Genomic DNA, 13,041 nt, shown 5'->3' on the forward strand with positions numbered 1-13,041 from the left:
GCGCCCGCTCGCCATATGGGCGGCCGGTTATGACTCCAGCCGCACCGACCGCTTCGCAGCTCGTCTTCGCTCTGCCCAAGGGCCGCATCCTCGATGAAGCGTTGCCCCTGCTCGCGCAAGCCGGGGTGGTGCCCGAGGCGGAGTTCCATGACAAGAACTCCCGCGCGCTGAGCTTCGCGACGAACCAGCCGGACGTGAAGATCATCCGCGTCCGCGCCTTCGACGTGGCGACGTTCGTGGCGCATGGCGCCGCGCAGGCCGGCATCGTCGGGTCCGACGTGATCGATGAGTTCGACTATGCCGATCTTTACGCGCCGGTCGATCTCGATATCGGGCATTGCCGCCTGTCGGTGGCGGAGCCGGTCGCGGTGGACGGCGCCGCCGACGTGGCGCGCGAAAGCCATGCCCGCGTCGCCACCAAGTATCCCAACCTCACGCGGCGGCACTTCGAGAAGCTGGGCGTGCAGGCCGAAGTGGTGAAGCTCAACGGCGCGATGGAGCTGGCGCCCTCGCTGGGGCTGGCCAGCCGCATCGTGGATCTCGTTTCCACCGGCCGCACGCTGAAGGACAACGGCCTTGTCGAAACCAGCCGGATCATGCCGGTTTCGGCGCGGCTGATCGTCAACCGCGCCGCGCTGAAGACCGACAGCGCCCGGCTGGGCGGCCTGATCGATGCGTTTCGCGCGCTGGTGGCGGAAAGGAAGGCGGCCTGATGCTCCGGCTCAAGTCCAGCGATCCCGATTTCGGCAGGGCCTTCACCCGGCTGGTCAAGGACCGGCGCGAAAGCGACGAGAACGTCGCGCGCGACGTGCAGACGATCATCGAGGACGTGCGCCTGCGCGGCGATGCGGCGCTGGCCGAATATACCGAGCGGTTCGACAACCACCTGCCCGGCGATGACGACTGGCGCATCGCGCCCGAGGCGTGCCGCGACGCGTTCGAGACGCTGGCGCCAGACTTGCGCGCCGCGCTGGAACTGGCCGCCCAGCGCATCCGCACCTACCACGAGGCACAACGGCCGCAGGATCGCGACTACGTCGATGATGCCGGCATCCGGCTCGGCGCGAAGTGGCGGGCAGTCGATGGCGCGGGGCTTTACGTGCCGGGCGGCCGCGCCGCCTATCCATCGTCCCTGCTGATGAACGCCATTCCCGCCAAGGTCGCGGGCGTGGAGCGGCTAGTCATCGCCACGCCCACCCCCAAGGGCGAGATCAATCCGCTGGTGCTGGCCGCCGCGCACCTTGCCGGGGTGGACGAGGTCTGGCGCGTGGGCGGCGCGCAGGCGATCGCCGCGCTGGCCTATGGCACCGGCCGCATCCGGCCCGTGGACGTCATCACCGGCCCCGGCAATGCCTGGGTGGCCGAAGCCAAGCGACAGCTCTACGGCGTGGTCGGGATCGACATGGTGGCCGGCCCATCCGAAATCCTCGTGATCGCCGACGCGAAGAATGATCCGCAGTGGATCGCCGCCGATCTGCTCAGCCAGGCCGAGCACGACCCTGCCGCGCAATCGATCCTGATTACCGACGATGCGAAGTTCGCCGACATGGTGGCCGACATGGTGGGGGTGGAGATCGCCATGCTGCCCAAGGCCAAGGTCGCCAAGGCCAGCTGGGACGCGCACGGCGTTATCATCGTCGTCGATTCGCTGGACGAGGCCCCCGCCCTCGCCAATCGCCTTGCCGCCGAACACGTCGAGATCGCGACTGACGATCCCGAAGCGCTGTTCGCCCAGATTCGCCATGCCGGCTCCGTCTTCCTCGGACGTAACACGCCCGAGGCCATCGGCGATTACGTCGCCGGCCCCAACCATGTCCTGCCCACCGGGCGCCGCGCGCGCTTCTCGTCGGGCCTTTCTGTTCTGGATTTCATGAAACGCACCAGCTTCATTGCGGTGAGTGACGCCGGTCTCGATGCCGTCGGCCACGCCGCCATTCAACTTGCCAACGCCGAAGGGCTGACCGCCCATGCCCGCTCGATCGAACTGAGGCTCGGCATATGACCGTCCGCAACGGCCGCGCGCCGGGCCAGGCCCGTTCCGCCGCTCGCCTGGCGGCGGTGCAGGCGCTTTACCAGCTTGAGATGGAAAAGCCCGAGCTGCGGCTGCTGCTGGACGAATTCCACCAGCACCGGCTGGGCGCGGAGATCGAGGACGTCGAGTATCTCGCTGCCGACGTGAACTTTTTCGACGATATCGTGAAGGGCGTGGACGCCCGCCGCGACGAGATCGACGGCCTGCTCACCGCGCGGCTTGCACAGGGCTGGTCGCTCTCGCGGCTGGATCGCACGATGCACCAGGTGCTGCGCGCCGGCACCTACGAGCTGCTGGCCCGGCGCGACGTGAACGTCGGCACGGTGATCACCGAATACGTCGATGTCGCCCACGCCTTTTTCGAGGAGCGCGAGGCGAAGTTCGTCAACGGTCTGCTCGATGCCGTGGCGAAAGACGTGCGCCAATAGACCCGGATGGCCCTGTCCTCCTCCCGTTACGGAAGGGGGACAGGATAGCGCGACCTAAAGCCGTTCCGCGTGCCAGCGCACGTGGTCTTCCATGAAGGTGGAAATGAAGTTGTAGCTGTGGTCGTAGCCTGGCTGCATCCGCAGCGTGAGCGCCACGTCCGCCGCCTTGCAGGCCGCCTCGAACAGTTCGGGCCGAAGCTGTTCGGCGAGGAACTGGTCCGCACCGCCCTGATCAACGAGAATGTCGCCCGCCGGACGCCTGCCGTCCTCGACCAGCGCGGTCGCATCGTGCGCGCGCCACGCGGCCCTGTCCTCACCCAGATAGCCGCCCAGCGCCTTGTGGCCCCACGGCACTTGCCCCGGCGCGACAATCGGCGCGAAGGCCGACAGCGACTTGAACTTGTCCGGATAGGTCAGGCCCAGCGTCAGCGCCCCATGGCCGCCCATCGAATGCCCGGTAATGCCCATGCGATCGAGATCGACAGGGAAGTTCGCCGCCAGCAGCGCCGGCAGCTCCTCGGCGACGTAATCCCACATCCGGTAATGCGGCGCGAACGGCGCCTGCGTGGCGTTGACGTAGAAGCCCGCACCCAGCCCGAAATCATAAGCGCCCGCCGGATCGTCGGCCACGCCCTCGCCACGCGGCGAGGTATCGGGCGCGACAAAGACGATGCCGCGTTCGGCGCAGGCCTTGCGGTATTCGCCCTTGTCGGTGACGTTCGCATGCGTGCAGGTCAGCCCCGAAAGGTAGATCAACACCGGCAGCTTGGCGCCCGCCCCTGCTTCTGCCTGCGGGGGCAGGAAGACCGAAAAGGTCATTCCCGTCCCCGTCGCGGTCGAAGCGTGCGCATAGACACCCAGCGTGCCGCCGTACGCCTTGCTCGTCGAAACCGTCTCAAGCGTCATCCGGTCAGCCCAGAACGTGCAGCGCGCACAGCTTGTTGCCGTCCGGATCGCGCAGATAGGCGAGATAGTACGGGCTGCCTTCGCGCGGTCCCGGCGGGTCTTCGCACGCCGTGCCGCCATTGGCCACGCCAGCGGCATGCCATGCATTCGCCTGGTCCGGCGTCATCCCGAAACCGACGGTCCCGCCGTTGGCGAAGCAGGCAGGCTTCCCATCGATCGGAAGGGTCAGGATGAAGATGCCCCCGTTGTGCTGGTAGATGAGCCGGCCCTTGGGGTCGGTCACGCCTTCCGGCCCGCCGAACGCGGCGAACGTGGCGTCGTAGAACTTCTTGGAGCGGGCAATGTCATTGCTGCCCAACATCACGTGCGTGAACATGCGTATCTCTCCCTTCGCGATAGCCGGAAACGCTTAGAGGGCGTCGGCTCCCGAGGGTCAAGTGCTCTCTTGCGCCCGTCAGTTCAGGCGTCAGTTCAGGCGTCAGTTCTGGGCCGCGATCAGTTGCACGGCGCGGTCCAGCGCGGGCAAGGCGGATACGCCATCGGGCACGTCGTTGGCATAGATCGAGAAGATCAGTTCCTGCCCGCTCGCCGCCCGAAGAAAGCCTGAAAGCGCGTTGCTGGCGTTGAGCGAACCGGTCTTGGCGAAGATCGCACCCTGCAGCGGCGTTGCGGCGAAACGGTTCTTCAGGGTGCCATCCACGCCGCCCACCGGCAGCGTCGCGCGCCATGCCGCGCCCCAGGGCTGGCCGGCGGCCCAGCGCAACAACAGCACCGTCGCGCGCGGGCTGGCGCGGTTGTAGGTCGACATGCCCGAGCCATCGAAAAAGTCGTAGCCGGCGCGCGGCACCCCGGCCTGCGCCAGGACGCCGCGCAGCGCGGCGAGCCCGTCGACCACCGATCCGCTTCCCGAAAGCCGGCCGATCCGCCGCAGCAACAGTTCGGCGTGGAGGTTCTGGCTGTCCTTGTTGATCCGCATCACGTCGGCGGCAAGCGCCGGCGGGGAAAGGCGTGCCAGGAACACGGGTTCCGGCGCCACGGGCACAGGCCGGGTGCCGCGCTGGCGGGGATCGTCAAGCGGCGTGGCCGGACGATGGCGCACGCGCACCGTGCCATGCACTTTGACGCCGCGCGCTTCCAGCAGGGCACGCAACCGGCTGGCGGCATAGTGCGCGGGATCGTCGATCCCGACGCGATAGCGCCACGACGCGCCCGCCGGGATCGCGCCAGCCAGCCGCAATTCGTCTCCGTTCGGCGCGCGGTCGAAGGCCAGCGCCCGCGTACCTCCTTCCAGAGTCACGGCTTCGTTGCGCAGGCGATAATAGGGTAGCGTCGCCTGCGGCGTCTGCCCGCCGGCCGCGCCCTGGACCACCAATTCCAGCGCGTTGTCGTCCAGCGAGAGCGCGGAGATACCGGTGCCGGATTCGGTCACCTGGTTGTTCCAGCTCATGCCGCTGCTCCAGCGCTCGTCCGGGAACCAGCGATCGTCGCCGATCACGTCACGGACCTTGCGCGTCCGCGCGGCGACCGCATCGGCCAACGTGGCGAGGCAATCCTCCGCACAATCGGGCGCGGAAGACAGGCGGGCATCGCCGTGCCCGTAGAGCGCCACGTCGCCGCCCGCTTCCAGCGCCACCGCCGCGCCACCTTGCGCATCCGGCGCGTCGATGCCCGGCAGCAGGGCATAGGCCGCGATCGTGGTGAACAGCTTGGTGTTGGATGCGGGGATGAAACGCGCGTCCGGGTTGATCGCCACGATCTCGCGCCCATCCGCCGCCGCAACCAGCAGGCCGAAGCGCGTGCCGGCGGGCGCGGTGGCGAGAACCTGCTCCACCTGATCTTGCAAGCTGGCGGCCTGCGCGGGCGGGGGCGCGGCGAAAGCGGCGGGAACCGGGGTAGCGGCGCAGGCCAGCGCGAGGACAAGACACGGCATGCGCGGGATCATCATGCCATGATGCCCCGCGCTCTGCCGCTTGTCGATGACCTTGAATGCAGCGCGGCACGCGCGGCTGGAACAGACAAAAAGACGGGGCGCGTTCTCCCGGAACACGCCCCGCAAGCAACTGCCACCACGGGGATTTCAGGCGGCGGCAGCGATAAGGCGGCGGATGTCCTCCGAACCTTCGACATGAACCGGCGCGCCGGTCTTGCGCCGACGGGCAAGCCATTCGCTCATCGTTTCGGCGGTCGTGTGGTCCATGCCCTTCAGGCCATCGAGGTCGAGCCGGACCGGACGGTTGGCCGGCAGGCGCTCCAGCGCGCCCGTCAGCTTGGTCAGGCTCAGGAACGTGGCCGTGCCTTCCAGCGCGACATGCGATTCATGCTCGTCGTGGCTCTCGTCCACCTTGAGCTTGAGGTTGCGGCGATAGGGCACCAGTTCGAGCAGCGACATGGCGAGGCCAACCAGAACACCCGTCAGCAGGTCCGTCGCGACCACGAGCACGAAGGTGACGACCCAGATCGCCGCCGGCAGCAGGCCATGTGCGTGGAACAGGTGGCGCACATGATCGAGGCTCACCAGCTTCCAGCCGGTCACCACCAGCACCGCGCCCAGCGCCGCCATCGGCACCTCGCGCAGCAGCCAGGGCAGCAGCGCCACGAAGCCGAGAATCCAGATGCCGTGCAAGACTGTGGACATACGGGTCTTCGCGCCGGCCTGCACGTTGGCGGAACTGCGGACGATCACACCGGTCATCGGCAGCGCACCGAACACGCCGCACAGGAAGTTGCCCACGCCCTGTGCGCGCAGTTCCTTGTTGTAATCGGTGCGCACGCCATCGTGCATCCGGTCGACCGCCGCCGCCGACAGCAGCGTTTCCGCGCTGGCGATGAAGGCGATGGCCACCGCGGTGACGATCAGGCCGGGGTTGCCCAGCACGCCGAAGACGCCGGTATCGGGCAAGGCGAACGCGGCCGCGATCGATTCCGGCACCTGGATGCGCGCCACGTCCAACTGGAAGAAATAGGCGACCAGCGTGGCCGTGACCACGCCCAGCAGCGCCGCCGGCACCAGATTGAGCGAAGCCGGACGCAGCTTTTCCCAGGCGATCATCACGCCGATGGTGAGCAGGCCGATCATCAGCGCGAATTCGGTGGCGCGCAGGCTCCACGGTTCAAGGCCCAGGACGCGGCCGGGAATGGCAGCCAGGTTCTCCATGCCGTTGGACAGCGGCTTGGCGTCGAACAGGATGTGGAACTGCCCGACCACGATCAGCGCGCCGATCCCGGCGAGCATCCCGTGGACCACCGCCGGCGAAATGGCGCGGAACAACCCGCCCATGCGCACGACGCCCGCCAGGAACTGGACCAGACCCGCGATCACCAGCACGGGCCCCAGCGCGGACATGCCGTAATCGCGCACGAATTCGAACACGATCACGGCAAGGCCCGCCGCCGGGCCGCTGACCTGCAGGGGCGACCCCGCCAGCATACCCACGCCGATGCCGCCGATGATCCCGGTCACCAGTCCCTTTTCGGGGGGCACGCCGGATGCGATCGCGATGCCCATGCACAGGGGCATCGCGACCAGGAACACGACGATCGACGCGGTGAAATCGCGCGCGATGTGCGCGAACGGCCCCCGCCCCACCGTCTGGCTTTCCGCCATCTGGCTCATTCGGCAGCCTCCGCCAGCGGGCCTTCGGCAGAAATGCGGCGCGCGGCCGGCAGGGCGACGGGAAGCGGCTGATCCTCGCGCATCGGCACGAACTGGCCGGTCACGCCGTCCAGCCCCAGCACCTGACCCGCGTGGATGTCCACGAACCAGCCGTGGAGCGCCATTTCGCCCCGCGCGATCGCGGCGGCGACCGACGGGTGGGTGCGCAAGTGATTGATCTGCGCGATCACGTTCTCAAGACTCAGCGCGCGCACCCGCTCCGTCCCGTGAAGGTGCGGCGAGCCGGTGCTGACAATGTGCTCCGCGGCCGCGCCGTGGCGCAGCCAGGCCGCGACGTTGGGCATCCCGTCGAGCATCGAGGGATCGGAGAGCGCCTTCATCGCGCCGCAGTCCGAATGGCCGCAGACGATGATGTCGCTGACGCCCAGCGCGGCTACGGCATATTCGACGGTCGAGGAAACGCCGCCGTTCATCGTCGCGAACGGGGGAACGATGTTGCCGGCATTGCGGCACACGAACAGTTCGCCCGGCTCCGCCTGGAGAATATGCTCCGGCACGATGCGCGAATCCGCGCAGGAAATCATCAAGGCCTTGGGTGACTGGCCGTGATGCGCCAGCTTGTGGAACAGTTCGCCCTTGTCGGGGAACACGGTCTTTTCGAAACTGAAGACCCGGCCGATAAGCTCGTTCACGGTCAACTCCTGCAAAACAGAGGATGCCCGGCTCTTGCACTCCGGGCTTGTCCCCAAGCTAAGCGGGTGGTTTTTCCGTTGTTCCGCAGGACTGTAAGAAATTGTTGCTCCGCAGCAACGGCGGCTCAATCGGGCACGCGTGGCAGACGGATGGTCGCGCGAAGGCCGCCTTGCGGGGCATTGCGCAAATGCAGCCGGCCGTTTTCGGACCGAATTGCGCGGTGGACGATGGGCAAGCCCAACCCCATTCCGGGCGTGTCGCGCGAACGGGCGTTATCCAGGCGCACGAAGGGCTGGAGCACTTCTTCCAGTTGGTCGTCGGGGATGCCGGGGCCATCATCAGCCACTTCGATCTCGATAAGATCGCCCCGGTCGCGCACCGCGACGCGGACGTTGCCGCCATAGTGCAGCGCGTTCTCGATCAGGTTGGAAACGGAACGGCGCACGGCCACCGGGCGCGCCACCATGTCCAGACTGTCCGGCCCGGCATAGACCGCATCCGCGCCCCGGTCCGATGCGGCATCGACCAGTGTCTGCACCATGGCCGCCACGTCGATGCGCTGCTGCGCGGTGCGATCGTCCCCCGATTCCACGAAGACCTGCAACGAGGCGAGCAGATCGCGCATCTCGTCGATATCGCGGCTCATTTCCTGATGGGCCGCCGGATCGATCCCGGCATTGTCCAGCCGCAATTGCAGGCGCGCCAGCGGCGTGCGCAGATCGTGGCCGATCGCCAGCAGGGTCTGCGATCCGCGCGCCAGCAGCTCGTGGATGCGCAATTGCATGGCGTTGAACGCGTGGATCAGCTCGCGCACCTCGGCCGGGCCGGTTTCGGGCAACGACTGCGGCTGCGCCGAGCCGACCCTGCGCGTTGCCTGCACCAGCGTGGCCAGCGGCCGCAGCGTGGTGCGGAACAGGAACCAGGCCAGCAACGCCAGCAAGGCCGTGGGCAGCACCGTCTGCCCCACCCGCCCCAGGTTGAGTGTCCAGGCGGATCGGCTGAACGTGCGGAAGGTGAGGTAGGAGCGGTCGGACAGCGTCATCGAACCGCCGATGTCCCCTTGCCCGCGCAAGGGCAGCAGGTGCATCCGCAGATCAACCTTGCCCAGGTCCGGTTCGAACGCCAGCACCTGCGCGCGCAGGCGGGTCAGGCTGACCGTGGTCGGCAGCGTGTCGGGCTGGGCGGACCAGCGGACGCTGAACCGCTCGGTGCTCAGTTCGCGCGCCACAACGCTGCGGTTGGCCGGCTCGGTCCGTTCGATCACGCGATAGGCGATGGTCAGGTGCTCGGCCATGCGCGCGGCATCGTCCTCGCGCAGCGCGAAATCGTTGGCGCGATCGAGCACGATCGAATTGGCCACGAAATCGATCGTCGCCACCAGCAGCAGAATCGCGAGCAGCCGGCCGGGCAACCCCATGCCGCCTCCAAACTTCTGCAGGAAGCGGCGAAAACCGTTCAAGCGCGCTCCACCTCGGCGCTCAGCATATAGCCGATGCCCCGCACGGTCACGATCGGCGCCTGCCCGCCGGCGGCGGACAGCTTGCGGCGAAGGCGGCTGACCAGCACGTCCACGCTGCGGTCGGAGCTATCGGCCAGGCGCGTGCGCGACAGTTCGATCAAGCGCTCCCGCCCGATCACGCGCTGCGGCTGGCCGAGGAAAGCCGCAAGCAGATCGAACTCCGCGCCGGTGAGGTCGACGATTGCGCCCGAGGGCGAGCGCAGTTCGCGCCGGGCGACCGAGAGCGTCCAGCCCAGGAAGCGGATCTCGCTGGACCGTGGCTCCGCCGCGTCATCCGTGGGGGCGCCATGGCGGCGCAGCACCGCGCCGATCCGCGCGATCAGTTCACGCGTGCCGAAGGGCTTGGCCAGGTAATCGTCCGCGCCCAGTTCCAGCCCCAGCACGCGATCCTCTTCGCTGCCCCGCGCGCTGACGAATATGACCGGCACTTCGCTGGTCTTGCGCAGGCGGCGCAGCAAATCGATGCCGCTGGTGCCCGGCAACATGATGTCCAGCACCACGAGGTCAGCTGGCTCGTTTTCCAGCAGCACCCACATTTCGGCGCCGGTCGCGGCGGCGCGGACATGGTAGCCGTGCTCGCGCAACGCGCGCGACGTCAACGTGCGCAAGGGCGCATCGTCCTCAACCAGTACGATCGAAGGGGCGGTCATCGGAAGGTATCAACACTCTTCATTGCCGGGGACAATAGGGATTGCGGGTCCACGCCGCAATCATCGCCGTGCGCCAGTTATAGCGGCAGCTGTGCAGCCATGTTCCCGCGTCGCGCCACAGCGCGGGCGGGAACATGGCGCAAACGTCAGTGCGCTGCGTGCCCGGCCGGCACATTTGCGGCCAGACGGCGGGCATCAAGATCGCGTGCGCGATGCGCGGCGCAGGCCACGTCCTTGCCGGGATGCGGATTGCACACCCGCGTCACCGTGGGCGTCGCGTCGGCGACGCGCTTGGCGGAAGGCGCCGCGGCAGGCGCACCGCAGACTATCGCGCGTCCGCCGGCCTGCGCCGCGCAGCCCGGCTGGGCCGAAGGCGAGGAAACAGCGGCGGAGGCCATGGCAACCAGAGTCATAACGATCATCTCAAAACTCCCGAAATACTGATGATTCCGGGCTAACGCATGCGGCATTTCCTGATCCGCTCGCGAATGTGAGGAAGTATTGCTGCCGACACAAAGGCGCGTGAAATCGCACCAGCACCGCCTGTTTCGGGGCTTTCACCATTTCGCTTGCGCTGGAAAACATGGCCGATAGGCTGCTTGCCATGGCCTCGCTCGTCACCGCTTCGCTCGCCACCGCTGCCGCCGTCGTTGGCGGTCTGGTCGGCTGGACCGCTTTCAGCAGCGCACGCGTTTCGCGGATGATTCCGCGGGCGGGAAAAATCGCGGAAGTGGAAGGCGCGCGCCTCCATTACGTCGAACGCGGAACCGGGCGGCCGATCGTGCTGATCCACGGTCTGGGCGGACAGTTGCACAATTTCACGCATTCGCTGGTCTCGCGGCTGGAAAGCGATTTCCGCGTCATCGCGATCGACCGGCCGGGCTACGGCTATTCTGAATACAGCGGTGACGGACTTCCGACCCTGCAAAGGCAGGCGCGCATCGTCGCCAGCTTCATCCGCACGCTGGGCCTCGAAAAACCGCTGGTGGTCGGGCATTCGCTGGGCGGCGCGCTTGCCCTGCAACTGGCACAGGAGTTCCCCGATCTGATCTCGGGCCTCGTGCTGATATGCCCGCTGACCCAGCCCATCAGCGAGGTGCCGGACGTATTCAAGGGCCTCGTCATCCCCTCGCCCGTCGCCCGCAGGATCGTATCGTGGACGCTGGCGGTGCCGATCGGTCAGCTTCGCGGCGAACAGACATTGGCCGCCGTTTTCGCGCCGGAGACGCCGCCCGCGGATTTCGTCACGGCAGGCGGCGGCGCGCTCGGCCTGCGTCCGTCGGCGGTGTGGAGCACCTCCAGCGAGGCGAGCGGCGTTGGCGACGAGATGGCCGCGCTCGCCGCGCGCTATTCCGAAACACGCACGCCCACGGGAATCCTCTTCGCGCAACAGGACGCGATTCTCGATCCCACGCTGCATGGCGAACGCACGGCCGCGGCGCTGCCCGACGCCACGTTGCGGCTGATCCCCGGCGGCCACATGATCCCGGTCACCGCGCCAGACGCCGTCGCCGCCTTCATCCGCGAACGCGCGGCGGTCTGACCTTTTTCACATCGGGTAGGGATAGCGCTCCAGCACAGGCCCCAACGCGTCCCTGAGAGACCCAAGCCAGGCTTCGTAATGGCGGTGCTGGTCCAGCCCCTCGCGGAAGATCGGCCGGCGCACCTGTTCGGAACTGGCCGTCCGCACCGCGCGCGCGTTTTCGTGAAAGCGCAGGCACGCCGGCTCGAACGGCAGCCCCACATGATCGAGCAGGCGGCGCACCTCGCCCTCGGTATCGGCGACCATCGCTTCGTAGTGAACGCGGTGAACCCGGCCCGGCAGCACCGCGTCGACATGGTCCATCAGCGCGACGTAATCGGCGTAATAGCGACCCATTTCGGCGAGGTCGTAGGAGAACGCCTGGCCGCGCGCGAAGTGCTGCTTGAAGTTGGAAAAGCAGCAGGCCATCGGATGGCGGCGCGCATCGATGATCGTGGCATTGGGCAGTATCAGGTGGATCAGCGGCACGTGCAGCCAGTTGTTGGGCATCTTGTCGATGAACAATGGCCGCCCAGTCCGGCGATGGACACGGGTACGTTCGAGGTATTCGGCCCCCATCGCCGCCAGACGCGCGGGATCAAGCGCGAGCAGGCCGGCAGGATAGTCGTCGCGATCCGCGCCGGCATGATTGCCGGCAATGGCGCGGATGTCCGGCAGTTCCTGCGTGCCTTCGACGGCGGAATGCGATGACAGGATCTGCTCGATCAGCGTCGATCCCGCGCGTGGCATGCCCAGCACGAATATCGGATCGCGCGCCGGATCGCCCTGCCCCGCCCGCGCGGCGAACACATCGGGCGTCAGCATCGCGCGCATCCGCTCCACACGCCGCGTCGCCGGCACGTGCTCGATCGCGCTGCGGCGCAGGCGGTTGCCCTCGGCATAGTGCGCGAAAGAGGGTTCGTAGGCGCGGGCATCTTCCTGCGCCTTGCCCAGCGCGAAATGCAGATGGAAGCGATCCTCGGCCGATAGGTCGTCGCGCGCGAGCGCGGCTTCCATCGCGGCGATATCCTCGGCCCCGAAGCGCACGGTCTTGAGGTTGGCCAGGCTCCACCACGCCTCGCCCAGCCGGGGTTCCAGATTGATCGCCCGGCGATAGGCGGCCACGCTGTCGTCCTGCCGGCCCACCGTCTTCAGGCTGTGCCCATAGCTGGTCCAGATGCGCGGCTGGTCCGGACGAGCCGCCAGAACATCCTCGAACAGATCGACGGCCGCGTCCGTCTCTCCGATCATGGTCAGCGCGGCGGCCTTGAGGTTGCCGTAGGCGGGGTGCCCCGGCTCGGCTTCCAGCAAACGTTCGATCTGCTCCAGCGCCTGCGCGAAACGCTGCTGGCGATAGTGGACAAGCGCAAGGTTGAAGCGCGCTGGAGCGAACGTGGGGGCGATCTCCAGCGCATGTTCCAGAAGCGTGCGCGCATCGTCGTAGCGGCCGATCCGCCCCGCCACTTCGGCCAGCATGCGCAGCGCCGCTATATCGCGGTCATCCTCGCGCAAGTGCGCCTTGAGCAGGCGTTCGGCGATGGGGATGTCATTGGCGACCAGCGCCTGCGCCGCCTGCTGGAGACGGGGATGGTGGACCGAGGCGCGCAGTTCCGCCGCCTGCGCCATGCCCACGCCCGCGAAATCCCCGGCCTGCGCCAGTTGCGCCGCCAACAGACGC

General features: G+C 67.7%; 13 protein-coding genes. 4 read left to right on the forward strand and 9 right to left on the reverse strand.

The annotated features are described in order from the left end of the window. The first annotated feature begins 29 nt into the window (after positions 1-29). Genes hisG through nusB form a run of 3 tightly spaced genes read left to right on the forward strand, consistent with a single transcriptional unit; the run spans position 30 to position 2,460 of the window. Positions 30-713, forward strand: a complete 684-nt coding sequence (gene hisG / locus NMD1_RS19515) for an ATP phosphoribosyltransferase (protein ID WP_125956671.1) — start codon at positions 30-32, stop codon at positions 711-713. After that, a complete protein-coding gene (gene hisD, locus NMD1_RS19520; protein ID WP_124808400.1) occupies positions 713-2,002 on the forward strand; it encodes a histidinol dehydrogenase in 1,290 nt (429 codons plus the stop codon). Before hisG ends, hisD begins: the two co-directional genes overlap by 1 nt. After that, the gene (gene nusB, locus NMD1_RS19525) at positions 1,999-2,460 is read left to right on the forward strand and encodes a transcription antitermination factor NusB (RefSeq protein ID WP_125956673.1); all 462 of its coding nucleotides are present in this window, start codon (positions 1,999-2,001) and stop codon (positions 2,458-2,460) included. Before hisD ends, nusB begins: the two co-directional genes overlap by 4 nt. Before the next feature lie 54 nt (positions 2,461-2,514). Here nusB and fghA read toward each other — a convergent pair whose 3' ends face one another. From fghA to NMD1_RS19565, 8 genes are all read right to left on the reverse strand, one after another. After that, positions 2,515-3,366, reverse strand: coding sequence for an S-formylglutathione hydrolase (gene fghA / locus NMD1_RS19530; protein ID WP_125956675.1), 852 nt, complete (start codon positions 3,364-3,366; stop codon positions 2,515-2,517). A gap of 4 nt (positions 3,367-3,370) precedes the next feature. Continuing rightward, a complete protein-coding gene (locus tag NMD1_RS19535) occupies positions 3,371-3,742 on the reverse strand; it encodes a VOC family protein (RefSeq protein WP_124808397.1) in 372 nt (123 codons plus the stop codon). A gap of 102 nt (positions 3,743-3,844) precedes the next feature. After that, positions 3,845-5,311: a D-alanyl-D-alanine carboxypeptidase/D-alanyl-D-alanine-endopeptidase gene (gene dacB / locus NMD1_RS19540; protein ID WP_125956678.1), complete on the reverse strand. Its 1,467-nt coding sequence runs from the start codon at positions 5,309-5,311 to the stop codon at positions 3,845-3,847. A 132-nt stretch (positions 5,312-5,443) separates the two neighbouring features. After that, positions 5,444-6,979, reverse strand: coding sequence for a SulP family inorganic anion transporter (locus NMD1_RS19545; RefSeq protein ID WP_125956680.1), 1,536 nt, complete (start codon positions 6,977-6,979; stop codon positions 5,444-5,446). Continuing rightward, positions 6,976-7,671 carry a carbonic anhydrase gene (locus tag NMD1_RS19550; RefSeq protein WP_124808395.1) on the reverse strand — a complete coding sequence of 232 codons (696 nt, stop codon included), beginning with the start codon at positions 7,669-7,671 and terminating at the stop codon, positions 6,976-6,978. Before NMD1_RS19550 ends, NMD1_RS19545 begins: the two co-directional genes overlap by 4 nt. A gap of 125 nt (positions 7,672-7,796) precedes the next feature. Further along, the gene (locus NMD1_RS19555) at positions 7,797-9,131 is read right to left on the reverse strand and encodes an ATP-binding protein (RefSeq protein WP_233497838.1); all 1,335 of its coding nucleotides are present in this window, start codon (positions 9,129-9,131) and stop codon (positions 7,797-7,799) included. Continuing rightward, entirely contained in the window at positions 9,128-9,841 is a 714-nt protein-coding gene (locus tag NMD1_RS19560; RefSeq protein WP_124808394.1) for a response regulator transcription factor, read from the reverse strand. The genes NMD1_RS19555 and NMD1_RS19560 overlap by 4 nt, the downstream gene beginning before the upstream one ends. Before the next feature lie 146 nt (positions 9,842-9,987). Next, positions 9,988-10,263 carry a hypothetical protein gene (locus NMD1_RS19565; protein ID WP_124808393.1) on the reverse strand — a complete coding sequence of 92 codons (276 nt, stop codon included), beginning with the start codon at positions 10,261-10,263 and terminating at the stop codon, positions 9,988-9,990. A gap of 161 nt (positions 10,264-10,424) precedes the next feature. On the opposite strand from NMD1_RS19565, the gene NMD1_RS19570 reads away from it, so the two are divergent. After that, positions 10,425-11,384, forward strand: a complete 960-nt coding sequence (locus NMD1_RS19570) for an alpha/beta fold hydrolase (protein ID WP_223806496.1) — start codon at positions 10,425-10,427, stop codon at positions 11,382-11,384. Between the two features lie 6 nt (positions 11,385-11,390). On the opposite strand, the gene NMD1_RS19575 is transcribed toward NMD1_RS19570, so the two are convergent. Further along, entirely contained in the window at positions 11,391-12,989 is a 1,599-nt protein-coding gene (locus tag NMD1_RS19575; RefSeq protein WP_233497864.1) for a sulfotransferase, read from the reverse strand. Between the last annotated feature and the right edge of the window lie 52 nt (positions 12,990-13,041).

This window comes from Novosphingobium sp. MD-1, from assembly GCF_001014975.1.
GTDB lineage: Bacteria > Pseudomonadota > Alphaproteobacteria > Sphingomonadales > Sphingomonadaceae > Novosphingobium.

Bases quoted from the DNA above. Each gene is read 5' to 3' on its own strand.
- NMD1_RS19575 (WP_233497864.1), bottom strand. From the start codon at position 12,989: ATGGCGCAGGCGGCGGAACTGCGCGCCTCGGTCCACCATCCCCGTCTC.
- NMD1_RS19570 (WP_223806496.1), top strand. From the start codon at position 10,425: ATGGCCGATAGGCTGCTTGCCATGGCCTCGCTCGTCACCGCTTCGCTC.
- NMD1_RS19535 (WP_124808397.1), bottom strand. From the start codon at position 3,742: ATGTTCACGCACGTGATGTTGGGCAGCAATGACATTGCCCGCTCCAAG.
- dacB (WP_125956678.1), bottom strand. From the start codon at position 5,311: ATGATGATCCCGCGCATGCCGTGTCTTGTCCTCGCGCTGGCCTGCGCC.
- hisD (WP_124808400.1), top strand. From the start codon at position 713: ATGCTCCGGCTCAAGTCCAGCGATCCCGATTTCGGCAGGGCCTTCACC.
- NMD1_RS19565 (WP_124808393.1), bottom strand. From the start codon at position 10,263: ATGATCGTTATGACTCTGGTTGCCATGGCCTCCGCCGCTGTTTCCTCG.
- NMD1_RS19560 (WP_124808394.1), bottom strand. From the start codon at position 9,841: ATGACCGCCCCTTCGATCGTACTGGTTGAGGACGATGCGCCCTTGCGC.
- NMD1_RS19545 (WP_125956680.1), bottom strand. From the start codon at position 6,979: ATGAGCCAGATGGCGGAAAGCCAGACGGTGGGGCGGGGGCCGTTCGCG.
- nusB (WP_125956673.1), top strand. From the start codon at position 1,999: ATGACCGTCCGCAACGGCCGCGCGCCGGGCCAGGCCCGTTCCGCCGCT.
- fghA (WP_125956675.1), bottom strand. From the start codon at position 3,366: ATGACGCTTGAGACGGTTTCGACGAGCAAGGCGTACGGCGGCACGCTG.
- hisG (WP_125956671.1), top strand. From the start codon at position 30: ATGACTCCAGCCGCACCGACCGCTTCGCAGCTCGTCTTCGCTCTGCCC.